The sequence below is a fragment of the Mesorhizobium sp. B2-6-1 genome (genome assembly GCF_006440475.1).
Classification (GTDB): Bacteria; Pseudomonadota; Alphaproteobacteria; order Rhizobiales; family Rhizobiaceae; genus Mesorhizobium.
In genome coordinates, this window is sequence record NZ_VFUH01000005.1 from 216597 (window position 1) to 239826 (window position 23230).

Consider the following 23230-nt stretch of genomic DNA (forward strand, 5'->3'; position numbering starts at 1 on the left):
TGCCGCGACGCAGCTAGGAGAGCTGCTACAGCAACGTGCCGCGCAGGATCACCTGCGCCACCGAGAAATAGATGACAAGCCCGGTGACATCGACCAGCGTGGCGACAAACGGCGCCGACGCGCTGGCCGGGTCGAAGCCGACGCGTTTCAAGGCGAACGGCAACATCGAACCCGACAGCGAGCCGAAGGTGACGATGCCGACCAATGCCGCTCCGACCGTCGCGGCGATCAACGGCCAGTGCGGGCCGTAGTCGTAGAAGTCGAAATACTGCCAGAGCGCGATGCGGCAGATGCCGACGACGCCGAGTATCGCCCCGAGCAGGAGGCCGGTGGGCAATTCGCGCAACGCCACCCGCCACCAGTCGCGCAGGCCGATCTCGCGCAATGCCAGCGCGCGTATGACCAGCGAGGTCGCCTGCGAGCCAGAATTGCCGCCGGAACTCATGATCAGCGGAATGAAGAGCGTCAGCACGATCGCTTTTTCCAGCTCGCTCTCGTAGCTTTGCATCGCGTTGGCCGTCAGCATCTCGCTGATGAACAGCGCGCACAGCCAGCCGGCACGCTTCTGGATCATGGCGAGGAAGCTCATCTTCATGTAGGGCTCGTCCAGAGCCTCCATGCCGCCGAAGCGATGCACGTCCTCCGTCGTCTCCTCGATCATCGTGTCGATGATGTCGTCGATGGTGACGATGCCGAGGATCTTGCCGTGATCGACGACGGGAACGGCGAGCAAATCGTATTTGGAGATCGTCTGCGCCAGGGTTTCGCGATCGGTCAAAGGCGTGACGGTCACCGGCACGCGGTCCGGCGCCACCGACAGGATCGAATCGTCAGGCTCGCCGGTGATGAGCCGGCGCAGACCGGTCGAGCGCATGAGCAGATGCGTCTCGGGATCGACGATGTAGATGGCGTAGACGGTTTCGCGCGTCCGCTCGACCTTTCGGATGTAGTCGAGCGTGCGGCCGACGGTCCAGTCCGAGGGCACGCTGACGAACTCCGTCGTCATGATCGAAGCGGCACTGCCTTCGGGGTAACCGAGAATCGAGAGCAGGGTTGCGCGCAGCGGGGGCGCCAGCACGCCGAGCAGCTCGGAACGGGCGGGTTCGTCAAGATCGCGCAGGATGTCGGCAGCGCGATCGACCGACATGGCGGTAAGCAGCTTGCCCGCCTTGGCGCGAGGCAAGGCCTCCGCCAGCTCGGGCGCGCCCTCGAGCTCCGGCTGGTCGAAGATCTCGACCAGCCGTTCGAACGGCACTTCGCAAAGCAGCTCGGTCGCCGTTTCGCGCGACTCGCGGTTGAGCGCTTCGACCACGTCTGCGACATGGTCGTTTGCAAGGATGCGGGCGATGGCGACGGCCTCGTCGTCCGCTACGGGGGAAAAATCGTTCATGGTTCACTCCTTGCCGTCCGGCAAGACGTGAACCGTCGAGGTCACGTCAGGGCGGACGGCGGTTGCGTTCGACTGTGACTGTCGCCAGGCATGGCGCGGTGACCTTTCCGCTCGCGGGTTCGAGTTTGATGTCTGCGAGCGGGTGCAACATAGGAGCTCGCCTTGCCCTGTCAATCGAGGTGATCGAGGAAAATGCGGGCAACATGCCCCAGTCGCGAGACTGTGATCGCTGAAGCGTATCGCGCCGAAACAGTAAAATGGCTGGACGGCCTATGCCGCGGCGAGTCCGGCTACTTCTGCTTCAGCCGGCGCGGAAAACGCAGCCATTTGTCGTCGACCGGCCTTGGCACCGGCCCCGGCTGTGCGAGAATGGTGGTGAGCTCGGGAGGCAGGCTCGGCACCAGCGGCTTCTTGGTGGCGACGCCGTCCGCGATCGCGACGATCGAGTGGTAGAACTCGGCGCCGGTGACCGATCGCGGCGCCACCGCTTCATGCATGACGCTGATCACCGTTACATCGGGGCAGTTGTCCTTGATCGCCTGGTGGAAGGCAACCTTGCCCTCCGGATCGAGTGCGCCGGTCGCCTCGTCCAGGAATAGTAGCCCGGGTTGATGGAGCACGATGCGGGCCACCACCAGCTTCTGTTTCTGACCGCCGGACAGGACCTGATCCCAGCTTTTGCCTTCGCGGCTTTCGTCGCCCATATTCTCGATGAAGTCGCCCAGACCCGCCTTGTGCAGCGCGGACGCGACCTGCGCGTCGCCATGGTCGTGCTCGGAGCCCGGCAGGCAGACCAGCTGCTTCAGGGTCACCTGCTGCAGCTTGACCTCCTGGGCTGCATAGAAACTCTTCACCCCTTCGGGGAAGACGATGGTGCCGCGGCCGTAGGGCCACAGGCCGTTGATGGCCTTGATCAGCGAGGTCTTGCCGCAGCCGGATTCGCCTTTCAGGAAGGTCCATTCGCCGCGCCGGAAGCGCAGGTTCGCCGCTACGAGGAAAGGCGTTGCGTCCTCACCCTGATGCGCCAGTTCGAGCTTCTGGATAGTCAAGCCAAAAACCGGGTTCTGGCTGGCGTAGCGGAAGTCGGAACGGCCGCTCTGGCTGTAGAATTCCTGGGGGTGCTGAACGTTCTCGATCGCATTGGCCAACTCGGTGACACGCTGGCTGTTGGCGCGCAGGGTGGCGATGGCGGGCATGACATGGATGAACCACGAACATTGGCCGATCAGCGAATTGACCAGTTCGGAGCCGGTTATGTAGCCCTTCAGGTCGAAGCCGTTGTGGATGAACGGCACAAGGCCCGGTCCATAGGCGACAATGCGGGCGCCGATGAAATTGTAGATCAGCTCGAACGACATGTAGACGGTGTTGACGATGTTGAGCCGCGTCCATGTGCCGTCAATATCGCCATAGAGGCGGCCATGCATGGTCCTCTGCACGCCTTCGCCGCGCGAGGCCGCGACATGGAAGCTGCGGCGCAGGAATGTCGTCAGCTCGCCACGGTAACTGCCTTCGGCCTGCTGCATCCTGACATTGAGACGCTCGAGCATGCCACCGAGCTTTACCGCGATCCAAGTGTTGAGCGGCACATAGATGGCGACGGCAAGGAGGGCGAGGATGGCGCTGCCATAGCTGCCGAGGAATTCGAGCCCCTTTACCTCGACGGAGGTCTCGAGCAGCTTCTGGCCGACGAAATAGAGCGAGGTGGCGACACCCAGCACACCCATGGCCAGCCCGATGGCGCCGCCCGTCATGTCCTTGATCGATTCCTGGACGCGCTGATCGATGTTGTCGGGGGCCGGCGCGCCATTGCCGGTCGAGGCATGCTGGGCGTGGAAATGGGTGTGGTTGCCGTCCAGCAGCGCCTCGTTGAAACGGCTGTCGAGCCAACCGCGCCATTTGCGGTGCAAGGTTGCTGAGACGAGATTGCGGATGCCCGTGAAGCCGGCGTCCTTGAGCACGACCAGCAGCACCAAAATACCGGCATTGGCCAAAAGCGTCTGGAGAGGGGTGGTGTTGGCGGCGTCGTGGAAGAAGGCGATCGAGTTGACCAGTTCCCCGGATGCTTCTGCGAACCAGACGCCGGCCTTGCTGGACAGAGCGGTGAGCAGCGCGATCACCAGCGTCAGCGTCCAGGCCTCCTTCCACCGGTCCGAGACCCAGTAGGCCCGCATCAGGCCCCAGAAGCTGCGCATCGAGGAAACCGGGGTCAGAAGCGACCGCCTTGCGGCATCGCTGTGTAGTCCATCTGTTCCTGACAGTTGCGGTGGTCTGTCGACCCGAATCACAATCCCGCCCAAACCTTTTTTGTATTGTTACGGATGGTAACACCAATTGATCATTTTCCATTAATTTTTATAGGGGGGCAGCGGGATTGAGGTGGATGCCGTGGCTGCAGGGCAACAGGTTCGGCTTCCCGAGCGTCGCGCCAAAGCCGACGAAAAGCCGGTTTAAGCTAGTGATGTCAGGTAATTACGCGGCATCAGAGCGCGACGTTTCTACCTTCCCCTAGGGAAGGCGTTCGCACGAATTTGTGACCCGCTTGGGCTGCCCGGCAAGCCGGCTTTTCATTGCAGGCTAATCAAAATTCCGGAAAACACGTCGCCCTGGACGCCTGATTCCTCGCCGGCATGTCCCCGCCGGAAGTCCGGAAATGACCTGAGACGCTGGGCAAGCCAGCGATCGACCGGACCGGCGGCATCAAGGCAGGCCGCGACGCCGGCAAAGCCAATGATCGCGGAACCCACCGGGGCCAGGCGTTGCCTCACGCCCGGGGAGGGCTGCTTGAAAATCCTGCGTTGAAGATCGGGTTCAGTCGACTTTTTCCAGTTCGCCACGCGCCTTGGCGGCGGCTACCTGGCGGATGGCGTCGGCGAGCGTGTCGACGTCCTGCGCGCCCATCACCGCGTATTTGCCCTCCAGCAGGAAGCATGGCACGCCTGATATGCCCATGCGCGACGCGGTGGCGATCTCGGTGCGAACCGCCTCGACATCGGCATCGGTCGGCAAGAGCGTCTCGACAACGGATGCGTCCATTCCGGTCTCGCGCGCCGCCTCGACCAGCACGGCGTGATCGCCGATGTTGGCGCCTTCTTCGAAGTTCAGCTGGAACAGGCGGCGCACCAGCCGGTTCTGCACGTCTTCGCCGGCCGCACCGGCCCAGCGAATGACGCGATGGGCATCAAGCGTGTTGGGCGCGACCTTGATGGCGCCGAAAGCGAAGGAAATGCCTTCGGCTTCACCGAGCGGCTCGATACGGGCGTGGATCTGGCGAATGTGTTCGTCGCTGCCGAACTTGGCCAGCATATACTCGCGGCGATCCTTGCCTTCCGGCGGAATGGTCGGATCGAGCTGGAACGGCCGCCAGCGTATATGCACATCCACCTCGCCGGCGGCGGCGACCGCCTTATCCAGCCGCTTCTGGCCGATGAAGCACCATGGGCACACGACGTCGGACACCACGTCTATGGTGATCGTATTCGCTTGGCTCATCTCGATCTCCTGAACGTTCGGGCGCCGTGCACTTACCGGGCTTCCACTCCTGGGCCTATGCTCAGTTCGGCTTTCGCCACCAGGTCGGCAACTGGTAACCGAATATGGGCGTCTTTTGCGGATGGTCCAGATAATTCCAGTAAGCGATCCATTGCTGCGTGTTGTGCTGCATCGGCACCATGTAGTTGCCGGAGATCAGCAACCGGTCGAGAACGCGCACGGCGGCGACGTAATCCTCCTTGGTGCGGGCGCGCAACATGGCCTCGATCGCAGCGTCCACCGCGGGATCGGCGACGCCGGCGAGGTTGAACGAACCTTCAGCCTTGGCGGCGGAGGATGACCAACGCCCGATCTGCTCGATGCCGGGCGAGAGCGAATTGTTGAAGCCGCTCGAGCCGATCAGCACCTCGAAATCGAAACGCTGCTTGCGCGACTGTATCTGGTCGCCGTCGAGGCTGCGGATGGAGACATCGATGCCGATCTTTTCCAGCGTGCGCTGGTAGATGCCGGCGAGACGCTCCTCGTCCTGCGAGGCGGTCAGGATCTCGAAGCCGAAGGGCTTGCCCTCGGGGTCGAGCATCGTGCCGCCCTGCAGGTGGTAGCCGATGCTTTTCAGGAGATCGAAAGCCGCTTTCAGCACCTTTCGGTCCTGGCCCGAGCCATCGGTCACCGGCGGCCGCCAGGTTCCGTCCATGACGTCGGCCGGCACGCGGCCGGGGTAGGGCGCCAGCAACGCTTTTTCCCTGTCGTCGGCCGGATGGCCGAGCGCCGAAAGCTCGGAATTCTGCCAGTAGCTCATCGTTCGCGCGTATTTGCCGCCAAACAGGTTCTTGTTGGCCCATTCGAAGTCGTAGAGCATGCCGAGCGCCTGACGCACCACGGGGTTCGAGAATTTCGGCAGCCTCGTGTTGAACAGGAAACCGGTCACGACGGGTGGAATACCGGTGTCGAAAGTTTCGGCAACCACCTCTCCCCTATGGAAAGCGGGAAAATCCAGATCGCGTTCGCGCTTCACCGGATCGCTGTCGTCGTCGATGGCGCAAAGGCCTTTCTTGAACGCCTCGAGCTTGGCATTGGCGTTGAGGAAATATTCGATGGTGATCTGGTCGTAATTGTCGAAGCCGCGCTTGGCCGGAATATCCTTGCCCCAATAGTCCGGGTTGCGCTTGAAAACGATGCGCTGGCCGGGCGTCACCTGTGCGATCCTGTAGGGGCCGCTGCCGATCAACGGCTTCAGCGTCGTCCTGTCGAAAGTCTCGATGTCGAAGGCGTGCTTGGGGATGATCGGCGTCAGCGCGATGATCAGCGGAAATTCGCGATCGGCCTTGTCGTTGAAGGTGAACCGCACGCTGTGGTCGCCGGTCTTCTCAAGCTTGGCAATCCTGGCCATGCGGTCGCTGTAGGGCGGACGGCCTTTCTGCGTATAGGCATCGTAGGTGAACAGCACGTCCTCCGGCGTCACCGGCTGGCCGTCCGACCATTTGGCATTCGGGTTGAGATGGAATTCGATGCTCTTGCGCTCGGAATCCATGTCGGCCGACTCGGCAAGCAAGCCATAGAGCGTGAAGGCCTCGTCGGCATTGCGCTGCATCAGCGGCTCGAAGACCAGATTGCCGAAGATCGTGTCCATCATGCCGCGCGCCGTGGTGCGCAGGCTCTTCAGGATGAAGGGGTTGAGATTGTCGAAACTGCCGACGACGCAATAGGTAATGCTGCCGCCCTTCGGCGCGTCGGGATTGACGTAGTCGAAATGCGCATAGTCGGGCGGCAGGGCCGGCTCACCCTGCATGGCAATTGCATATCTGGGTTCCGACGCCGCCGGCAGGGGCGAAAGGGCGAAAAATGATGTCGCGGTGATCAGCCAAACGAGAACGCGGCCCATGACCGTCTCCTTACCGGGTCGGCTTGATGATTCGGTGCGCACACTAGCATGGGGCACCGCCAATGTTCGTTGCCAAGAATCGCAGATTGCGGGCTGGATTCGGCACCGCTTGCAGTGTAACACGCCGTCCGAAGTCATTCTGTTGCCTCATTTCGGCAACAGGTAGCTGGACCACACGGCGCGAAGAAGCGGGTCCCCGGGATCATTTGAGAGGAAGTGCACGACATGACGAGCCTGAACAGCAATGCGTACCGCCTGTCGGTCATGGCCGCTGGCGTGATCGGCTTTCTGGGCGCGGCAATTCCCGTTGCTTCCGCACAGCAGCAACAACAGATCCCGCAGGGCTGGTTCAAGGCTTGCACAAAGCAGGAAGACGTCGACATCTGCAACGTGCAGAACATCACCACCGCCGGCAACGGCCAGTTGGTCACCGGCGTGAGCCTGATCGAGCTGAAAGGCAAGGTGAACCGCAAGGTCTTCCAGGTGACGGTTCCGACCGGTCGTCTGGTTGGTGCCGGCATTGGCCTCCAGATCGATACCGGCAAAACGCAGAAGCTTGAATATGTGGTCTGCTTCCCCGACCGCTGCGTGGCGGAAGTGCCGCTGACCGACCAGCTCGTCGCCTCCTTCAAGAAGGGCCAGGCGCTCACCTTGACCTCGATCAATTTCCAGAACCAGCCCAATCCGATCAAGGTCGCGCTGCAGGGCTTCAGCGGCGCCTATGACGGCCCGCCGCTGCAGCAGTCGGACATCGAGGACCGGCAGAAGAAGCTCCAGGATTTCGTCGCCAAGAACAACCAGGACTTCGCCAAGAAGCTCAAGGAAGAGCAGGACAAGGCGAAGACCGCGAACTGATCGGTTCGGGCATTCTCAAAGCCACAAAAAAGCGGGGTCATGCCCCGCTTTTTTGCTTCTGCACCTGACTCACTGATCAGTGCCTGAGGTGATCAATGCCTGGACTGCCGTTTCGGTTCGTAGCGTCCGTCCGGCTTTTTGTCGAACATTTCCTTGATCTGCGGGTGGCGGACCGGTTCTCCCGATTGGTCCTCGAGCAGATTCTGCTCGGACACATAGGCGATGTACTCGGTTTCCGAATTCTCGGCGAGCAGATGGTAGAACGGCTGGTCCTTGCGCGGGCGCACGTCGACGGGGATCGCCTCGTACCATTCCTCCGTATTGGCGAATTGCGGATCGACATCGAAAATGATGCCCCGGAACGGAAACAGCCGATGGCGAACCACCTGTCCGATCGCGAATTTGGCTGTTCTCATCGTACTCACCACTGAATTCCTTAGCTTTATTTGGCGCAGACTCCGAATCAATTCAATCCCGAAGCTTTGAGCGTCCTCAAGCTGCGTGTGATACGGAGCAAAGATTGTGGGCGAGTTGCCGGCCATCGATGCCTGCCGGCAGCAAATGTGTTCGCAAGCTCACTGCTGGCGCGCTTGCTTTCCCAAGCCACCGCCAAGCGCCGCAAACCCGCTGCCGGGACGGAGCCCTTCGCGCATGAAGAAAGCGCGAAGCGGTGCAAAACCACCAAGCACGCCGAGCCCGGCACCGCGCGCCATCTGCGCCGGCAGCAGGTCGGAAAGCAGCGACATGTTCAGTAGATTGACCGCGCTGCTGCGCGCCAGAATATCGGGCCGGCGCTTGAAGTCATAGATGGCGAGGGCTTTCGCGGCCCCTGGGTCTTCATAATTTTCATTCGCGATTCCAATAAGATCGTCGATATCCCTGATGCCAAGATTGAGCCCTTGCGCGCCGATCGGCGGAAATACGTGGGCGGCTTCGCCGACAAGCGCCACCCGGTCGCGCGCAAAACGCAGCGGCGTCGCCGTTGCAAGCGGATAGACCTGCCGGCCTGGCTCGACCGTCACCCGGCCCAGCATGGACTGCATCCGCTGTTCGACCCGCAGCGACAACGTCGCATCGTCCAGCGCGGCAAGTTCCGTGGCGGTTTCCGGCTTGACCACCCAGACCAGGCTCGAGCGGTTGCCGGGCAGCGGAACCTGCGTGAACGGACCGGTTTCGGTATGGAGTTCGGTCGAGGTGAAGGCATGATCGCGGCCGTGGGAGAAGTTGAGCACCAGCGCTGCCTGGGGATAAGTCCGGGCGGCGGTCGAGATGCCCGCCGCCTGGCGCGCCGGCGACAGGCGTCCGTCGGCGGCAACCGCCAGGGATGCTTCGATCACGCTGCCGTCGGCAAGGGCCGCGCGAGCCTTATCGGCGCCGAGATGCCAGGCATCGACCATGGATGTCAGCCACGCGATCCCGGAATGCGCGGCAACCCTGCCGGCGAGCGCGGGAATGAGGACGCTATTGGGCAGGTTGAGCCCGAACTGATCCTCGTCGATCTCGCTGGCGCGGAAGGTGACGACCGGACTGCGGATCAATCGGTTGGTCGCGTCGACGATGCGCATCACCTTGAGGGGCGCGGCCTGCGGCTTGATGTCGGCGAGGACGCCCAGCCGCTCAAGCACCTTCAAGGCAGGGTTCATCAGTGCCGTCGTGCGGCCATCGCGGGCGGATGCCTCCGGCCCGACGAGCGTCACCGGAAAGCCGGCATTGGCGAAACCGAGCGCGGCGATCAGCCCTGCCGGCCCCGTGCCGGCGATGAGTATCCGTGTTGTTTTCTGATGCTCCAAGATCGGCTTCCGGCTTGCGATGCGGGGCAGCGCACGCGCCCCGCCACTCGATGAGCATATAGGTCAGGTCATACGGCTTGATCAACGGGGCGATTCGGCCCATTCGAAGGTCATGACCGGCCGCCAGGACGACTTCAGCCATCTCGACAGCGCAGGCCGTGCGACGGCCGATATCGCACGCAACCCGCGTTTGACGGTGAACCTCGTTGTCGGCGCCGGCATCCTGCTTGCCTGGCTGTCCCTGGCCGCAATGGCGGTCCGCGCCGCGGAGGGACGCGCCGCGGGTATCGGCGCGCCCGGCGACGCCTTGTTGAAAACCCTGCCGCAGCTGCCGTTGCCCGATTCGCTGGCCCGGTTCTTCGCCCTCTGCCTCTCGGCCGCGCCCCTGGACGGAGATATCGGCCCGCGCGTCGGTGCGCTGACGGCAATGTGGTTCCTGATGGCGACCGCGACGATGCTGCCCTCGGCGGCACCGATGATCCGAACCTATTGCGAGATCGCCGATACGGCCAGGATCAGGCATGAGCCGGTCGTCCATCCGCTGGTGCTGGTCGCCGGCTATCTCTCGACATGGCTGGCCGCGTCGGCTGGGTTTGCGGCGCTGACGCTCGCCATCGATGCGTTCGCCTCGTCAGGCCAGATGTTCGATCCGGTTCTGGGCATTGCCGGTACCGTCGCCTTGCTGGTCGCCGGCCTCTACCAGTTCAGCGGCCTGAAGGAGGCCTGCCTGAAGAAATGCAGGAACCCGTTCGCGATCCTGTTTGCCAACTGGAGCGCGCGGCCTGCAGCCATTTTTCGGCTCGGCGTCGCGCAAGGCATCTGGTGCCTTGGCTGTTGCTGGGCACTGATGCTGGTGATGTTCGCCGTGGGCGCGATGAACGTCTTCTGGATGGCGCTGATCGGCCTGTTCACCCTGATCGAAAAACAAGCCGCGGGCAGGCTTCCAACCCGGCTGGCCGGTGCGATACTGCTTGTCTGGGCAGCCGCGCTGCTAGTAGTCTCGCTATGAGTGGGGGAAACTCGATGACGGATCCGAGCTGGGCAATGAAGGGGGAGCTCGTACTCTCCTGCAATTGCACGGTTTTTTGCCCTTGCGTGCTGTCGCTGGGCAGCCATCCTCCGACCGAAGGCTATTGCCAGACCTGGGCGGGTTTCCGTATCGATGCCGGTCATTTCGGAGAGGTCGACCTGTCAGGGCTTAATCTCGGGCTGATCATGGAAATCCCCGGCTATATGAGCCGCGGCAACTGGACCGCCGGCCTGTTCATCGACGTCAGAGCCTCGATCTACGCCGTCAAGGCGTTGACGAAGATCTTCACCGGCAAGGCGGGCGGGACGACGTCGCTGCTTTCGATCCTCGTCGGCAAATTCCTCGGTGTCGAACAAGTGCCGATTACCTATGAGACACGCGACAAGACGCGTATCTTCCAGATACCGAAGATCATCGATGGGGCGGTCACGCCAATTGCCGGCAAGGACCGCGACAAGGACACGGTGATCAGCAATTCCGAATATTGGATCGCGCCGGAGATCATCGTGGCCAAGTCCGACAAGAGCAAGATGCGAGCCTTTGGTCGCAACTGGAATTTCGGCGGCCGTTCAGCCGAAATCTGCAAGCTGGACTGGCAGGGCCCGTGAGCAAGAACACAACGGCCAGGAAAGCCGCCAAGAAAATCGCCGACCGGATTCCGCGGCCGAAGAAGAAAGTCACCTGGCCGCAGGCGCGCGCCTTTTCGGTGCATCTCCTGACCGCCTCGGGTTCGTTCCTGGCCTTCCTGTCGCTGGTGGCGGCGAGCGAGGAGCGCTGGACGGCCATGTTCTGGTGGCTGGGGCTGGCGCTGTTCGTCGACGGCATAGACGGGCCGATCGCGCGCAAGCTCGAGGTCAAGGAAATCCTGCCAACATGGTCGGGAGAGCTCCTCGACAACATCATCGACTATGTCACCTATGTGCTGATCCCGGCCTTCGCGCTCTATCAGCGCGGCTTCATGGGCGAGGGCCTGTCGTTCCTGTCGGCGGCCATCATCGTGGTGTCCAGCGCGATCTACTATGCAGACACCGGCATGAAGACGAAGGAGAATTTCTTCAAGGGATTCCCCGTTGTCTGGAACATGGTGGTGTTCACGCTCTTCGTCATCGAGCCGGGACAATGGGTCTCGTTCGCGGTGGTCGTGGTGGCGGGCATCCTGACATTCGTTCCGATCAACTTCATCCATCCGGTTAGGGTGGTGCGGCTGCGGCGCATCAATCTCGCAATGACTCTTTTGTGGTGCGCTTTCGGCGCGCTTGCGCTTGCGCAAGCGGCACTCGCCGCCTTCTATGACCAGATCGGCGTGCTGGGCGCGCAGGTCAGCACCTTCATAAAGATTGGCATTACCGTTACCGGGCTCTATCTCGCCTGTATCGGCGGCATCATGCAGTTCTTTCCAAATCTCGGTGCCAAAAAAGCCTGATCGGCAAATTTCTCAAGGAAGCCCACCATGCCCAAAGCAGTCCGCATCCACGCCCATGGCGGTCCGGAAGTCCTGACCTATGAGGACACCGATCCCGGCCAACCGGGATCAGGGCAGATCCTGGTCAGGCACACGGCAATCGGCCTCAATTTCATCGACGTCTATCATCGCTCCGGTCTCTATCCGCCGCCCGGCGGGTTTCCGCTTATTCCCGGCAGCGAGGCCGCCGGTTTGGTCCTGACTGTGGGCGAGGGCGTTGACTGGCTGAAGCCCGGCGACCGGATCGCCTATGCCGTCACCACAGGCGCCTATGCGCAGGAGCGCGTCATCGATGCCAGCAAGGTCGTCAAGGTGCCGGACGGCATCAGCGACGAGCAGGCGGCAGCAATGATGCTGAAAGGCATGACCGCCGAATATCTCTTGCGCCGGACCTTCAAGGTCAAGGCAGGCGACACCATCCTGTTCCATGCGGCAGCCGGCGGCGTCGGGCTCATTCTCGGCCAATGGGCGAAGCATCTGGGCGCGACCGTCATCGGCACGGCAAGTTCGAGCGACAAGATCGAACTCGCAAAGGCACACGGCTTCGACCATGTCATCAACTACAAGGAGCAGGATTTCGTTGCCGGCGTCGCGGCCATCACCGGCGGCAAAAAATGCGACGTCGTCTACGACTCCGTCGGCAACGACACATTCCCGGCCTCGCTCGACTGCCTGAAGCCGCTCGGCATGTTCGTCAGCTTCGGCCAGTCGTCGGGACCGATCCCGCCATTCTCGATGTCGCTGCTGGCGCAGAAAGGCTCCTTGTTCGCTACAAGGCCGACGTTGTTCGTCTACAATGCAAAACGCGAGGATCTGGACGCCTCGGCCGCGGCCTTGTTCGAAGTCGTGCTTAGCGGCGCCGTCGAGATCAAGATCAACCAGCGTTATGCACTCAAGGACGCGGGCAAAGCCCATGCGGATCTTGAAGGCCGCCGGACCACGGGCACGACCATACTGGTTCCCTGACGGGAACTGCCCTGGTTTTGAGCTCTCTGCCGCAGGTGCGGGCACGGTTTGCGCGAAAAGGCGGCCCGCCGCGTGGTTGCGCGAAGAAGACTGATCTTTGCCCTTGAGTTTCCGCTGAAATTCTTGAAGCTCTTTCAAGTCGAGTGCTGCTTTCGCATGAGAGCTGGCCGCGCATACGATGCTTGCGGGAACACAGAACATATCCGGGAACCCGGATGGGAGGCACTGTGAGTGCAAATCATAACGGAGCGAATCTGCTTGAGGTTCGCGGCCTGACCAAGATTTTCGGCACGCTGACGGCGTGCGATCATGTCGACCTCGACATAGCCAAGGGTGAGATCCACGCGCTGCTCGGCGAGAACGGCGCCGGCAAGTCGACGCTGGTCAAGATGCTGTTCGGCTCGCTGGAACCCAATTCCGGCGAGATCTTCTGGAATGGCCAGGCCGTCCGAATTACCAGCCCGGGCGTCGCGAAAAAGCTCGGCATCGGCATGGTATTCCAGCACTTCTCGCTGTTCGAGGCACTGACGGCGGCCGAGAACATCGCGCTTTCCCTGGATGACGGTTCGCCGATCAGCAGCATCGCGGCCAAGGCGAGGGCGCTTTCCTACAGCTATGGCCTGCCGCTCGATCCGGAATCGCTGGTCGGCGACCTGTCGGTGGGCGAGCGCCAGCGCATCGAGATCATCCGCTGCCTGCTGCAGACGCCGCAGCTCATCATCCTCGACGAGCCGACCTCGGTGCTGACGCCGCAGGAGGCCGACAAGCTGTTCGAGACGCTCGAACGTCTGCGCTCGGAAGGCAAATCGATCCTGTACATCTCGCACCGGCTGGAGGAGGTCAAACGCATCTGCGACCGCGCCACCGTGCTGCGGCACGGCAAGGTGGTCGGCCACTGCAATCCGCGCGAGGAGACCGCCGCGTCCTTGGCCCGCATGATGGTCGGCAACGAAGTGCAGGCCGTGGTGCGCGCGCCGGTCGCGGGCATCGAAACGGCACAGTCCCTGCTCGAAATCCGCGGCCTCAGCCGCAAGCCGGCGACGCCGTTTTCGATCCCGCTCAAGAATATCAATCTCACCGTCCGCGCCGGCGAGGTGATCGGCATCGCCGGTGTCGCGGGCAACGGCCAGGGCGAGTTCTTCGAATCCGTTTCCGGTGAAGTCCCGCAGCCGGATGCCGCCTCGGTGCGCATTCGCGGCAAGGATGCGGGCAGCCTCAGCATCACCGGGCGCCGGCTGCTGGGTGCAGCCTTCGTGCCGGAGGAGCGCCTCGGCCATGGTGCCGCCCCGCGCATGCGGCTTTCGGAAAACCTGCTCCTGTCGCGCCATGCCACCGACGGCAAGACCTTCGTCGGGACGGGCGGAATGGTCAAGAGCGGCACCGTCTATGCCGCCGCCCAGCGCATCATCGAGGCGATGGACGTGCGCAAGAGCGCGCCCGATCCGGAGGCGGCAGCGCTGTCCGGCGGCAATCTGCAGAAATTCATCGTCGGCCGCGAACTCGACCGCAGGCCTGACGTCATGGTGGTCAACCAGCCGACCTGGGGTGTCGATGCAGGCGCAGCCGCCCATATCCGCCAGGCACTCATCGAACTGTCCCGCAGCGGATCGGCGGTGTTGGTCATCAGCCAGGATCTCGACGAGCTGTTCGAGATATCGGATGCGATCGCGGTGATGCACAATGGCGAACTGTCCAGGCCGCTGGCGATCGCCGAGGCGACCTTCGAAAAAATCGGCCTGCTGATGGGCGGCGCCGAACCAGGCCACGCCGAACACACGCTGGAGACGGCATGATGCGCCTCGAACTCGTCAAACGGCCGCAGCGCTCGGCGCTGTTTTCCATGCTGTCGCCATTCATCGCCTTCGCGCTGACGATCATCGCGGGCGGCATCATGTTCGCGCTGCTCGGAGTCAATCCGTTCAGCGCGTTCAACATCTATTTCATCGAGCCGGTCAGCCAGGTCTGGCAGTTGCACGAGCTGGCGATCAAGGCGGCGCCGCTGATCCTGATCGCGGTCGGCCTGTCGGTCTGCTACAAGGCCAACATCTGGAACATCGGCGCCGAAGGCCAGTTCGTCTTCGGCGCCATCTTCGGCTCGGCCGTTCCGGTGCTGTTTCCTGGGTTCGAGGGCCCATTGGTGCTGCCGCTGATGCTTCTGCTGGGCATGGTCGGCGGTGCCGCCTACGCGGCTATCCCCGCATTTCTGAAAACCCGCTTCAGCACCAACGAGATCCTGACCAGCCTGATGCTGGTTTACGTCGCACAGCTCTTCCTCGACTGGCTGGTGCGCGGACCCTGGCGCGACCCGCAGGGCCATGGCTTCCCGCAGACCATCCAATTCGGCGATTCCGCCATCCTGCCGGAACTGATGCCGGATGCCGGCCGCGCCAATTGGGGCTTCGTGTTCGCGCTGGTCGCGGCGGTGCTGGTGTGGCTGATGATGAGCCGCATGCTCAAGGGTTTCGAGGTTCGCGTGCTCGGCTCCAGCCCGAGGGCAGGGCGCTTCGCCGGCTTCGGCCTCAACCGCATGGTCTTCTTCGCCTTCCTGTTGTCGGGCGCCCTGGCCGGGCTTGCCGGGATATCGGAAGTTTCCGGCGCCATCGGGCAACTTCAGCCCGTCATTTCGCCCGGCTACGGCTTCACCGCCATCATCGTGGCGTTCCTTGGCCGGCTCAATCCGCTCGGCATCGTCGCGGCGGGCCTGGTGCTGGCCCTGACCTATCTCGGCGGCGAGGCGGTGCAAAGCGCGCTCGGCATCTCCGACAAGGTGGCGCGCGTGTTCCAGGGCATGCTGCTGTTCTTCGTGCTCGGCTGCGACACGCTCATCCATTACCGCATCCGGTTGATCGGTCTGGCGCTGACCAAATCGGAGAGTGCCGCGAAGCTCGAGGCCGCGCCAAAGTTGAAGGAAGCCCGCTGATGGACATCACCGTCAACATCCTCCTGACCATCGCCACGGCGGCGACGCCGCTGCTCATTGCGGCGATCGGGGAACTGGTGGTCGAACGCTCCGGCGTGCTCAACCTTGGCGTCGAAGGCATGATGATCATGGGCGCCGTCGGCGGTTTCGGCGCAGGCTATCTGACCGGCTCGCCCTGGATCGGGCTCTTGGCGGCCATCGCCATGGGCGCGCTGTTCTCGCTGCTGTTTGCCGTCATGACGCTGTCGCTGGCCACCAACCAGGTGGCGACCGGCCTGTCGCTGACACTGCTCGGCCTCGGCCTCTCCGGCATGATGGGAACCAGTTTCGTCGGCCAGCCCGGCGTCAGGTTGCCCAATCTCGATATTCCCGGGCTCAGCTCCATCCCGGTGGTGGGCAGACTGCTGTTCGGCCAGGATCCGCTGTTCTACATCTCGATAGCGCTGACGGCGGCGGTGATGTGGTTCCTGTTCCGGACGCGCACCGGGCTGACGCTGCGCTCGATCGGCGACAGCCACGCCTCGGCGCATGCGCTCGGCATCAGGGTCATCCGCTACCGCTATCTCTCGGTGATCTTCGGCGGCGCCTGCGCCGGTCTTGCCGGCGGCCATCTCTCGCTGGTCTACACCCCGCAATGGGTCGAGAACATGAGCGCGGGCCGCGGCTGGATCGCGCTTGCGTTGGTGGTGTTCGCGTCCTGGCGGCCGTGGCGGGTGCTGGCGGGCGCCTATATCTTCGGCGCGGTGTGGATCGGCCAGCTTCATGCACAGGCTTTTGGTATTCCGGTGCCTTCGCAACTGCTTTCTTCGTTGCCCTATCTGGCGACGGTCGTGGTTCTCGTTCTAATCTCGCGCAACAAGCGTCTGACGATGATGAACACACCGGCTTCCTTGGGGCAGCCATTCGTTCCGGATCGTTGACAACAATAACAAGACGGGAAGCTCCAAGGCTTAACTCAGAGAGGTAACACGATGAAAAAACTGCTTATTGCCCTGATGACGACGACAGCGGCATTTTCGCTGGTCGCGTCCGCGGAGGCCGCCGACAAGCTGAAGGCATGCTGGGTCTATACCGGCCCTATCGGCGACTTCGGCTATTCCTACCAGCACGACCAGGGCCGCCTCGAAGTCGAAAAGGCGCTCGGCGACAAGGTCGAGACCGCCTATCTTGAAAACGTCTCCGAAGGCCCCGATGCCGACCGTGCTTTCGAGCGGCTGGCGCGCGAAGGCTGCAAGATCATTTTCGGCACGTCCTTCGGCTTCATGGACGCCGAAGTGAAGGTCGCCAAGAAGTTCCCCAAGGTGATGTTCGAGCACGCCACCGGCTACAAGACGGCGGACAATCTCGGCATCTACAATGCGCGCTTCTATGAAGGCCGCTATGTGCTCGGTCAGATCGCGGCCAAGGAATCGAAGTCCGGCGTCGCCGGCTACATCGTCTCCTTCCCGATCCCGGAAGTGGTGATGGGCATCAACTCCTTCATGCTCGGCGCGCAGTCGATCAATCCGAATTTCAAGGCCAAGATCGTCTGGGTGAATTCCTGGTTCGATCCGGGCAAGGAAGCCGATGCGGCCAAGGCCCTGTTCGACCAGGGAGCCGATATCATCGTCCAGCACACGGATTCGACCGCGGCCCTGCAGGTGGCCGAGGAGCGCAAGCTGCACGGCTTCGGCCAGTCCTCCGACATGATCAAGTTCGCGCCGAACGCGCAGTTGACTTCGCTGACCGACGAATGGGGACCCTATTACATCAGCCGGGTTCAGGCAGCCATCGACGGCACCTGGAAGCCCGACAATGTCTGGCTCGGCATCAAGGACGGCGCGGTGAAGCTCGCGCCCTACACCAATATGCCCGACGACGTGAAGGCGATGGCCGAGGCGACCGAGAAGAAGATCGCCGGCGGCTGGAACCCCTTCACCGGACCGATCGCCAAGCAGGACGGCTCGCCATGGCTGAAGGACGGCGAGGTCGCCGATGACGGCACGCTGCTCGGCATGAATTTCTACGTCAAGGGTGTCGACGACAAGCTGCCGCAATAAGCTCTACGTACGTTCGTCAGGGAAGGGCGCCGCGAGGCGCCCTTTTCATTCGGCGGCTTGCGCTACCGCCGGGACATGGCGAAACCGCACCAGGCCGGCGTCCACCACGAGGCTGAGCCGGATCCTGAGCCAACGCTGCACCGGCCGCTCGAAATAGCGCCAGATCGTCCACGACACCAAAACCATGAGCGCCACGCCGGTCCACGCTGCAATCCATTTTCCGGCCAGCGGCGTCAAGGCGTTGATGAAGAGATAGCCGGCATTCTGGTGAAGGAGGTAAAGCGGGTAAGTCAGCCCGCCGAGAGCCAGCGTGAGCGGCGACGGTCTGATCCGGTCGCGCAGCAGGACAGCGCCGATCAGCGCCGCGTGCATCGCTAGGTTGGCGGCCACGAGATGGGCGGACGAGACCGCAATGCCATAATGCCCGATCATCCACTGTTGCGTCACCGATAGCGTATAGCTGGAGAGCACGAAGGCGGCCGCCAGCAACAGCAAGGCCGGCACTGAGCGACCATGCGCGTGGAGATGATGGACCAGCATGCCGGCGGCGAAGAACGGCCCGAACTCGGTGAGAAACAGAAGCCGCGCCGCGCCGCTGCCGAGGAAGAGTTCGTTGATGGCCGAGATCGCCAGCCAGCCGAGGATCAGCCCCAATTTCCATCGCTGGAAAACGCCGGCAATCAGGGCCAGCGTCACCCAGCCGTAGAAAACCACTTCAAGCACGACCGACCAGTAGACGCCGTCCATGAAAGGTTGGCCGACGGCCGGCGCGAACATTGTGAGATTGGCGAGATACTGGCTGAAGGAGGCTGGGAGCAGCGGCGTGCCGGAAAAGGCGATAACCGCGAAGCTTATCGTCATGCAGAGCAGAAAGCCCGGATATAGACGCGCGAAACGCGCGACGGCGAACTCTTCCCAGCCGCCGCCTTCCGCCGACCATGCGATGACGAAACCGCTGATCAGAAAGAAAAGATTGACGCCGAGATAGCCGTACAGAGCGAGTGGCGCGGCATGAGGATAGCCCGCCGTGAGAAAGCCGTCTGCTGCCGCGCCGCGGAAGAAATAGTGAAACAGCACGACGGCCAGCGCCGCCGCCAGCCTCAACAGGTCCAGCGTCGCGATATAATCCTGGCGGACAGGTCTGGGGTCCATCCTGAGTTCCTGCGTTTACGGTCCGGAAACCATAAGGCAGGCGGCGGCCAAACAGGGTAAATGGCCGGAACTATCGCGAAATGTGGTAAATCGTGGTCCTCAGACGGCCGAACCGTAGAGATCATAGGCGTCGGCGCGATCGACCTTGACGGTGACGATGTCGCCGGCGCGCAGCGGGCGGCGCGACTGGATATGGACGGAGCCATCGATCTCAGGCGCATCGTATTTGGTGCGGCCCTTGGCCGATGTGCCATGCGCTTCGTCGATCAGCACCGGCAGGCGCTTGCCGACCTTCTTGGCCAATTGCGTCGCCGAGATCTTCTGCTGGCGCTGCATGAAGCGGTGCCAGCGCGCCTCCTTGATTTCCTGCGGCACCTGCTCAAGGCCGAGTTCGTTGGAGCGCGCGCCCCGTACAGGTTCATATTTGAAGCAGCCGGCGCGATCGATCTTTGCTTCGTCCAGCCAGTCGAGCAGCATCTCGAAATCCTCGTCGGTCTCGCCGGGAAATCCGACGATGAAGGTCGAGCGGATGGCGAGGTCGGGACACACATCGCGCCAGCCGCGAATGCGCTCGAGCGTCTTTTCGCCATGTGCCGGCCGGCGCATGTTCTTCAACACCTGCGGCGACGCATGCTGGAAGGGGATGTCGAGGTAGGGAAGGATTTTTCCCTCGGCCATCAGCGGGATGACGTCGGCCACGTGCGGGTAGGGGTAGACATAGTGCATGCGCACCCAGATGCCGAGCTTGCCCAATTCCTCGGACAGGTCGAGGAACTTCGCCCGCACTTCACGATCACCGAACATGCTGGTCTGATATTTGATGTCGATGCCGTAGGCGCTGGTGTCCTGCGAGATGACGAGGAGTTCCTTGACGCCGGCCTTGGCCAGTTTCTCGGCTTCACGCAGCACATCGGCCGCCGGCCGCGAGACAAGGTCGCCGCGCAGCGCCGGGATGATGCAGAAGGTGCAGCGATTGTTGCAGCCTTCCGAAATCTTGAGATAGGCATAGTGGCGCGGCGTGAGCTTGACGCCTTGAGGCGGCAGGAGATCGATATAGGGATCATGGCTCGGCGGCGCCGCCTCGTGCACGGCCGCCATGACGCTCTCATAGGCCTGCGGACCGGTGATGGCGAGAACGTTGGGATGCTTCTCGCGAATGACATCGGGCTCGGCGCCCAGGCAGCCTGTGACGATGACCCTGCCGTTCTCCGAAAGCGCCGAACCAATGGCGTTGAGCGATTCATCACGGGCGGAATCGAGGAAGCCGCAAGTGTTGACCACGACGAGATCGGCACCGTCATGCTTGCGCGCGATCTCATAGCCCTCGGCGCGCAGGCGCGTGATGATGCGTTCGGAATCCACCAGGGCTTTGGGGCATCCGAGACTGACGAAGCTGACGCGCGGGGCGGACATGGGCAAGGTTCCAATGGACATGAACCGGAAACGCTGATCCGGCTCGAAGTCTCGACATATAACGGTTTGCACGGCTCTGGCGGGAGCTCAATTCGGGCGGCGCAATAGCACGGCTTGCCCGATCAGGCAAACAGGCAAGCTCTGCGACGTCGGCGATCTCGTTGTGTGGATCGAAGCGAAGAAGCCGAAAGCCGTTGGTTCGTGGCTCTTACAAAAAGCGAATTGTCGGGTAATGGCAGCCAGTCAACGCGACTTTCAGCGCTATGATTAGGACTCACTAATATGCTATAGGCAGAATGGTGAGGGGCTAGTCCCATGAGACAGTTGCTAGGACACATTGCGTTGGCGTGGCTTGTGCTGCCCGGCGATGCGGACGCACACGGTTGGTATACGGGCAAGACCGATCCCGTTCTTCACTATGACTGCTGCGGAAACAAGGATTGCCGCCCCATCGATTCCAACGATGTCAGGATGACCAAAGACGGCTATTTTGTCAGGCTGCACCCTACCTACTTGAATGAGCCACAAGAAGCAGAGTGGTTTATCCCGAGAGAACGTGTCCAGGCTGCGCCCGATGATCGATACCACATCTGCGAGCGTCTAATGACGTTTTATCGAACGATCATTCCCCATATGAAGTTTGATCCTTACCAGCGATATAGGTGGACGTGCTTCTTCGCGCCGATGGGCACCGGTTCAATCCCGATTAGAATGAACCACTACGCTGCAATTTCAAACTGACCAACATCGGCGGGCGCGAGGGTTCCGGCTCAGTGGCCGCTCGACCCGAACCATGGCGCCAGGAAAGCGAATTGGTCGGGAAACTGCTGCACGGCGCCGTCGAGAAGCATCTTCACGGCGACGTAAAGGATGATCAGCAGGCCGATATAGGCGATCCAGCGGTATTTGTGCAGCAGGCGCGCGACGAAGGACGCGGCGAAGCCCATCAGCGCAATCGACAGAGCGAGGCCGATGATCAGCACCGTCGGATGGTTCATGGCCGCTCCCGCCACGGCCAGGACATTGTCGAGCGACATCGAGACGTCGGCAATGACGATCTGCCACGCGGCCTGCGAGAAGGTCTTGCGCGGCGACTTGCCGGCGATGGTCCCATCCTTGTCGAAATCGCCATTCGACAGCGCTTCGGTCGCGTCGCGCTCCTGCTCGTGGCTGACACCCAGCTCCCGCCACATCTTCCAGCATACCCAAAGCAGCAGCAGGCCGCCGGCAATGAGGAGCATGGGGCCAATTGTCAGCAGCCATTGCGTGATCAGGGCGAAGAAAATGCGAAGGACGGTGGCCGCGATGATGCCGACCAGAATGGCCCGTTTGCGCTGACTGGCCGGCAGGCCGGCCGCCGCAAGGCCGATGACGATGGCGTTGTCCCCAGCCAGCGCAAGATCGATCGCGATAACCTGAAAAAGGGCCGATAAGCCTGCGGCAGTAAATATTTCCATCGACCTGGAAGCCCTTGCCTGTTCGCCGAGTGTTCGTTGTCGATCGCCCAGCCCGCCCTAAAGGCATGGTTCCTTGCCGTCAAGACATCGCTTCGGGCAACGCCGCAAAACCGCTTTCGTTGCAGCGGCGCCATTGAGGGGATTCGACAATCACGGGCAGGCGAGCCGAAACGGCAATGAAAACCTAGTCGTAGCGCCTAATCGTAGAGATTGTATTTTGCCCAGTCGGTCTCTGGAATCTCGTCGCCGATGCGGTAGCGGAGCTGTAAAACCTCCATATGGTCCGGCGCCGTCTCGCACTTGAATTTCAGCCGGTACCATTGCCCCTTGCTGCGGAAGGCGGCTCCTGGGCTCTTAATGGCGTCGTCGCTCATGACCGGCGTGGCAAAGGCGTAAGCGACCACCCGATCCGCCTTGTACTTGCGGTCGTCATGGGTGATCCGGTCGAGAACTTCAGCGTCGCAGCGCTGTTCGAGGCGGGTTTGCGGGTCGAGTTTCAGGAGGCCTGCGCGCAAGGCGCTGTCCATGGCGTTGGCCGGAAAAGCCAGGGTCAAGAACGCCATGACCGTCGTGCAGAGTGTCTTCATGGGCGGGACAAGCAGCATATTTTGTCTGAAAAATCAACCAAAGGGCTGGGCGTTGTCCCGCGCTCAGGCACTCGGCGCGTTCAAAATCCCGTGTCGGGATTCATCGTGCGATGGCTGCGGCCAACGCATCAGCGAGGCACGGCCGGCGTCGGTCAGATCATAGACGCCGCGGTCGACGCGCGCAAACCAGCCATAGACATTGTGCAGCAGGATTTTCGGCGCAAGCGGCGTCAGCGCCTTGAGATCGCGCGGGCGCTTGGGCCCGTCGGCCAATGCCGCGGCGCAGGCGAGGGCGCTTTGGCGGTACGCTGTCATGATGGGATTGCGCGATCCCCCGCCCGCGACAGGATCGCCGCGGCGCCGGCGATGTTCGTCGACCAGCCGCGAGCGGCGCCGTGGGTTCTTGCGCGGCGCGACGGTGACCGGGCTCAGAAGCACCTCGACCCGGTCGCTCGCCGTCACGCCGAGCAGGCCGAAGCCAAGCCGGCGGCAAAGATTGCGAAACCGGGCGTCGCTCTCGCGTCCCTTGCCCCGGGCCGACATGCGCGCGGCCAGCCACACCTCGTCGCAGGCGGTCGCGCGGTCGACGCCTTGCAGCACCAGTTCGAGATTGAACGCCAGCTTCAACTCGCAAATGACGACGACGGGCGGCTCCCCCTCACGCAACGCGACAATGTCGCAGCCGCCGATCTCGCCCTTCACGGCAAAATCCAGGCTTTCGAGAAACCGCTTCACCGGCGCGTAGAGTGAGGTTTCGTTCATAGGCCCAAGGCTTAGCCGATTCGGCACGAAAAG

General features: G+C 62.4%; 22 protein-coding genes. 10 read left to right on the forward strand and 12 right to left on the reverse strand.

The annotated features are described in order from the left end of the window. Window positions 1–25: 25 nt before the first annotated feature. The 5 genes from mgtE to FJ443_RS13600 all read right to left on the reverse strand — a co-directional run bounded on the left by mgtE (window position 26) and on the right by FJ443_RS13600 (window position 6764). The gene (mgtE, locus tag FJ443_RS13580) at window positions 26–1390 is read right to left on the reverse strand and encodes a magnesium transporter (protein ID WP_140664443.1); all 1365 of its coding nucleotides are present in this window, start codon (window positions 1388–1390) and stop codon (window positions 26–28) included. 290 nt (window positions 1391–1680) lie between these two features. Beyond that, a complete protein-coding gene (locus FJ443_RS13585) occupies window positions 1681–3585 on the reverse strand; it encodes an ABC transporter ATP-binding protein/permease (protein WP_181168624.1) in 1905 nt (634 codons plus the stop codon). Window positions 3586–3957: 372 nt separating this feature from the next. Next, complete coding sequence (locus tag FJ443_RS13590; protein WP_140498611.1) at window positions 3958–4227, reverse strand: hypothetical protein; 270 nt, start codon at window positions 4225–4227, stop codon at window positions 3958–3960. Beyond that, window positions 4202–4882, reverse strand: a complete 681-nt coding sequence (locus FJ443_RS13595; protein WP_140498610.1) for a DsbA family protein — start codon at window positions 4880–4882, stop codon at window positions 4202–4204. The genes FJ443_RS13590 and FJ443_RS13595 overlap by 26 nt, the downstream gene beginning before the upstream one ends. A 61-nt stretch (window positions 4883–4943) precedes the next feature. Beyond that, window positions 4944–6764, reverse strand: coding sequence for an extracellular solute-binding protein (locus tag FJ443_RS13600; RefSeq protein WP_140515397.1), 1821 nt, complete (start codon window positions 6762–6764; stop codon window positions 4944–4946). 225 nt (window positions 6765–6989) lie between these two features. Here FJ443_RS13600 and FJ443_RS13605 point away from each other — a divergent pair, with 225 nt between their 5' ends. Next, window positions 6990–7619: an invasion associated locus B family protein gene (locus FJ443_RS13605; protein ID WP_140498608.1), complete on the forward strand. Its 630-nt coding sequence runs from the start codon at window positions 6990–6992 to the stop codon at window positions 7617–7619. Between the two features lie 92 nt (window positions 7620–7711). Here FJ443_RS13605 and hspQ read toward each other — a convergent pair whose 3' ends face one another. Together hspQ and FJ443_RS13615 are read right to left on the reverse strand one after the other, a co-directional pair. Further along, window positions 7712–8035, reverse strand: a complete 324-nt coding sequence (gene hspQ, locus FJ443_RS13610) for a heat shock protein HspQ (protein ID WP_181165343.1) — start codon at window positions 8033–8035, stop codon at window positions 7712–7714. Window positions 8036–8194: 159 nt separating this feature from the next. Next, window positions 8195–9409, reverse strand: coding sequence for a UbiH/UbiF family hydroxylase (locus tag FJ443_RS13615; protein ID WP_140664446.1), 1215 nt, complete (start codon window positions 9407–9409; stop codon window positions 8195–8197). Window positions 9410–9521: 112 nt separating this feature from the next. Between FJ443_RS13615 and FJ443_RS13620 the strand changes: the two genes are divergently transcribed. From FJ443_RS13620 to FJ443_RS13655, 8 genes are all read left to right on the forward strand, one after another. Further along, on the forward strand, window positions 9522–10418 hold the full coding sequence (locus tag FJ443_RS13620; RefSeq protein ID WP_181175102.1) for a DUF2182 domain-containing protein: 897 nt from the start codon (window positions 9522–9524) through the stop codon (window positions 10416–10418). Between the two features lie 14 nt (window positions 10419–10432). Next, window positions 10433–11047, forward strand: coding sequence for a DUF1326 domain-containing protein (locus FJ443_RS13625; protein ID WP_140515399.1), 615 nt, complete (start codon window positions 10433–10435; stop codon window positions 11045–11047). Further along, window positions 11044–11862 (forward strand): phosphatidylcholine synthase, encoded by an 819-nt coding sequence (gene pcsA / locus FJ443_RS13630; protein WP_140498605.1) that lies wholly within the window; start codon window positions 11044–11046, stop codon window positions 11860–11862. Before FJ443_RS13625 ends, pcsA begins: the two co-directional genes overlap by 4 nt. Before the next feature lie 27 nt (window positions 11863–11889). Beyond that, window positions 11890–12867: a quinone oxidoreductase gene (locus FJ443_RS13635; protein ID WP_140557210.1), complete on the forward strand. Its 978-nt coding sequence runs from the start codon at window positions 11890–11892 to the stop codon at window positions 12865–12867. Between the two features lie 215 nt (window positions 12868–13082). Beyond that, complete coding sequence (locus FJ443_RS13640; protein ID WP_181168422.1) at window positions 13083–14660, forward strand: ABC transporter ATP-binding protein; 1578 nt, start codon at window positions 13083–13085, stop codon at window positions 14658–14660. Next, window positions 14657–15787: an ABC transporter permease gene (locus tag FJ443_RS13645; protein WP_140664452.1), complete on the forward strand. Its 1131-nt coding sequence runs from the start codon at window positions 14657–14659 to the stop codon at window positions 15785–15787. The genes FJ443_RS13640 and FJ443_RS13645 overlap by 4 nt, the downstream gene beginning before the upstream one ends. After that, window positions 15787–16707, forward strand: a complete 921-nt coding sequence (locus FJ443_RS13650) for an ABC transporter permease (protein ID WP_140498601.1) — start codon at window positions 15787–15789, stop codon at window positions 16705–16707. Before FJ443_RS13645 ends, FJ443_RS13650 begins: the two co-directional genes overlap by 1 nt. Before the next feature lie 51 nt (window positions 16708–16758). Further along, window positions 16759–17826 (forward strand): BMP family ABC transporter substrate-binding protein, encoded by a 1068-nt coding sequence (locus FJ443_RS13655; RefSeq protein WP_140498600.1) that lies wholly within the window; start codon window positions 16759–16761, stop codon window positions 17824–17826. Window positions 17827–17871: 45 nt separating this feature from the next. Here the strand turns inward: FJ443_RS13655 and FJ443_RS13660 are convergent, their stop codons facing one another. Together FJ443_RS13660 and rimO are read right to left on the reverse strand one after the other, a co-directional pair. Continuing rightward, window positions 17872–18978 (reverse strand): acyltransferase, encoded by a 1107-nt coding sequence (locus FJ443_RS13660; protein WP_140664455.1) that lies wholly within the window; start codon window positions 18976–18978, stop codon window positions 17872–17874. A 99-nt stretch (window positions 18979–19077) separates the two neighbouring features. After that, on the reverse strand, window positions 19078–20391 hold the full coding sequence (gene rimO, locus FJ443_RS13665; protein WP_140664458.1) for a 30S ribosomal protein S12 methylthiotransferase RimO: 1314 nt from the start codon (window positions 20389–20391) through the stop codon (window positions 19078–19080). 315 nt (window positions 20392–20706) lie between these two features. Here rimO and FJ443_RS13670 point away from each other — a divergent pair, with 315 nt between their 5' ends. Next, window positions 20707–21132 carry a hypothetical protein gene (locus tag FJ443_RS13670; protein WP_140561200.1) on the forward strand — a complete coding sequence of 142 codons (426 nt, stop codon included), beginning with the start codon at window positions 20707–20709 and terminating at the stop codon, window positions 21130–21132. Between the two features lie 29 nt (window positions 21133–21161). Here the strand turns inward: FJ443_RS13670 and FJ443_RS13675 are convergent, their stop codons facing one another. The 3 genes from FJ443_RS13675 to FJ443_RS13685 all read right to left on the reverse strand — a co-directional run bounded on the left by FJ443_RS13675 (window position 21162) and on the right by FJ443_RS13685 (window position 23197). Next, window positions 21162–21848: a TerC family protein gene (locus FJ443_RS13675; RefSeq protein ID WP_140498596.1), complete on the reverse strand. Its 687-nt coding sequence runs from the start codon at window positions 21846–21848 to the stop codon at window positions 21162–21164. A gap of 197 nt (window positions 21849–22045) precedes the next feature. Further along, the gene (locus FJ443_RS13680; protein ID WP_140498595.1) at window positions 22046–22453 is read right to left on the reverse strand and encodes a DUF930 domain-containing protein; all 408 of its coding nucleotides are present in this window, start codon (window positions 22451–22453) and stop codon (window positions 22046–22048) included. Window positions 22454–22498: 45 nt separating this feature from the next. Next, the gene (locus FJ443_RS13685) at window positions 22499–23197 is read right to left on the reverse strand and encodes a DUF2161 family putative PD-(D/E)XK-type phosphodiesterase (RefSeq protein WP_140525192.1); all 699 of its coding nucleotides are present in this window, start codon (window positions 23195–23197) and stop codon (window positions 22499–22501) included. Window positions 23198–23230: the final 33 nt, after the last annotated feature.

Excerpts from the sequence above, each read along its gene's own strand:
- mgtE (WP_140664443.1), bottom strand. The coding sequence starts at position 1,390 with ATGAACGATTTTTCCCCCGTAGCGGACGACGAGGCCGTCGCCATCGCC.
- FJ443_RS13585 (WP_181168624.1), bottom strand. The coding sequence starts at position 3,585 with ATGCGCAGCTTCTGGGGCCTGATGCGGGCCTACTGGGTCTCGGACCGG.
- FJ443_RS13595 (WP_140498610.1), bottom strand. The coding sequence starts at position 4,882 with ATGAGCCAAGCGAATACGATCACCATAGACGTGGTGTCCGACGTCGTG.
- FJ443_RS13600 (WP_140515397.1), bottom strand. The coding sequence starts at position 6,764 with ATGGGCCGCGTTCTCGTTTGGCTGATCACCGCGACATCATTTTTCGCC.
- FJ443_RS13605 (WP_140498608.1), top strand. The coding sequence starts at position 6,990 with ATGACGAGCCTGAACAGCAATGCGTACCGCCTGTCGGTCATGGCCGCT.
- hspQ (WP_181165343.1), bottom strand. The coding sequence starts at position 8,035 with ATGAGAACAGCCAAATTCGCGATCGGACAGGTGGTTCGCCATCGGCTG.
- FJ443_RS13620 (WP_181175102.1), top strand. The coding sequence starts at position 9,522 with ATGACCGGCCGCCAGGACGACTTCAGCCATCTCGACAGCGCAGGCCGT.
- FJ443_RS13625 (WP_140515399.1), top strand. The coding sequence starts at position 10,433 with ATGACGGATCCGAGCTGGGCAATGAAGGGGGAGCTCGTACTCTCCTGC.
- FJ443_RS13635 (WP_140557210.1), top strand. The coding sequence starts at position 11,890 with ATGCCCAAAGCAGTCCGCATCCACGCCCATGGCGGTCCGGAAGTCCTG.
- FJ443_RS13640 (WP_181168422.1), top strand. The coding sequence starts at position 13,083 with ATGGGAGGCACTGTGAGTGCAAATCATAACGGAGCGAATCTGCTTGAG.
- FJ443_RS13645 (WP_140664452.1), top strand. The coding sequence starts at position 14,657 with ATGATGCGCCTCGAACTCGTCAAACGGCCGCAGCGCTCGGCGCTGTTT.
- FJ443_RS13650 (WP_140498601.1), top strand. The coding sequence starts at position 15,787 with ATGGACATCACCGTCAACATCCTCCTGACCATCGCCACGGCGGCGACG.
- FJ443_RS13655 (WP_140498600.1), top strand. The coding sequence starts at position 16,759 with ATGAAAAAACTGCTTATTGCCCTGATGACGACGACAGCGGCATTTTCG.
- FJ443_RS13660 (WP_140664455.1), bottom strand. The coding sequence starts at position 18,978 with ATGGACCCCAGACCTGTCCGCCAGGATTATATCGCGACGCTGGACCTG.
- rimO (WP_140664458.1), bottom strand. The coding sequence starts at position 20,391 with ATGTCCGCCCCGCGCGTCAGCTTCGTCAGTCTCGGATGCCCCAAAGCC.
- FJ443_RS13670 (WP_140561200.1), top strand. The coding sequence starts at position 20,707 with ATGAGACAGTTGCTAGGACACATTGCGTTGGCGTGGCTTGTGCTGCCC.
- FJ443_RS13675 (WP_140498596.1), bottom strand. The coding sequence starts at position 21,848 with ATGGAAATATTTACTGCCGCAGGCTTATCGGCCCTTTTTCAGGTTATC.
- FJ443_RS13680 (WP_140498595.1), bottom strand. The coding sequence starts at position 22,453 with ATGCTGCTTGTCCCGCCCATGAAGACACTCTGCACGACGGTCATGGCG.
- FJ443_RS13685 (WP_140525192.1), bottom strand. The coding sequence starts at position 23,197 with ATGAACGAAACCTCACTCTACGCGCCGGTGAAGCGGTTTCTCGAAAGC.